This is a genomic window from Nocardia sp. NPDC004718 (genome assembly GCF_053601535.1).
This window is the reverse complement of the sequence record NZ_JBSGCA010000169.1, coordinates 1-1,237: the sequence shown is the minus strand read 5'-3', so window position 1 is coordinate 1,237 and position 1,237 is coordinate 1. Positions and strand designations below refer to the sequence as shown.

At 64.7% G+C, this 1,237-nt stretch carries 1 protein-coding gene; it reads right to left on the bottom strand.

Annotated elements, in window-relative coordinates:
* On the bottom strand, positions 1-1,015 hold a 1,015-nt coding region (locus tag ACWEH3_RS36165), incomplete at its 3' end, for an IS110 family RNA-guided transposase (RefSeq protein ID WP_450026992.1).
* Between the last annotated feature and the right edge of the window lie 222 nt (positions 1,016-1,237).

Genomic DNA, 1,237 nt, shown 5'->3' with positions numbered 1-1,237 from the left:
AGAACACCCTGCGCAGTCGCCGGTTGTAACGCTTGGGGCGGTGCAGATTGCCCGAAACCCTGCCGGAGTCGCGAGGCACCGGGACCAGGCCTGCATAGGACGCCAAACGGCCCGCGCTGGCGAAATTGGCCAGGTCGCCACCGGTGCCGACGAGGAACTCGGCCCCCAAGCCCGGCCCCATCCCGGGCAGCGATTCGATGATGTGCGCCCACGGGTGTTCCCGGAAGCGAGCCGTGATGAGCTTGTCGGTGTCCTTGATCTCGCGATCGAGGTCGAGCAGTTTGCGGGCGATCCGTTTGACCAACATCGCGGTATCAGCTTCGCCCGGCAATGCCAGGCTTTGGCGTCCGGCGGCCTCGACCGCAGCGGCCGCGGTCTTGCCGATCCCCGGCTTCCAGGCCCCGTTCTCGGTCAAATATGTTGCGACACCATCGATTCCGGCGGCGCGGATCTCGGCCGGGGTGCACATGCCAGCGACAAGGATCAACGGGGTACGGGTCGAGAAGTCGAATGCGGCCTCCAGCGCGGGGAAGATCGAGCCGAGCAGGGAACGCAGCCGGTTGATCCCGGCGACCCAGTCCGACATGAGATCGGTGCGATAGCTGGTCAGCCGGGTCAACCCGACCACCAGCTCATCGGGCATCGTGACCTGGGACAAGTCCCGGCGCATGCGGGCGGTCTCGGCGATCACCTTCGCGTCCTTGGCGTCGGTCTTGGCCTCACCGCGGAACCCGTGAGTCATGGTGTTGACGACCCGGCCCGGCACATACGTCACGTCCTGCTCGGCGGCCAACAGTACCGTGATCAGCATCAACGCCAATGGGCTGGTCAGATCGATCGCCCACCGCACCCGATCGGCGGCCTTGGCGACGCGAGCGATCAAGGCTTCGATCGTGGCCTGGTCGTTGCCGAACTTGTAGCTGAACAGCGTTTTTCCGGTCTCGTCGACCGCGCACGCGTGGTGCGACTGCTTGCCGACGTCGATCCCAACCCATATCTGAGGGCGAGTTATCACCCACGTGCTCCTGACTCGAAAACCATTACGCCCGTGGACAACCCCGCCGACAGATCCCTAACCAGCGACGACCCGCAACAAGCTCTCAATCAGCAGCCGGAGCGTCCAGCACGGTGGGGCAGCCAGTCCTTCGGAGCCAAACCAACGGCAAGCAACCATCAGCTACACCCCACCGCTCTGGGCATCCAGGGCACCAACCCCAGACACCTACAAACTTAGGGA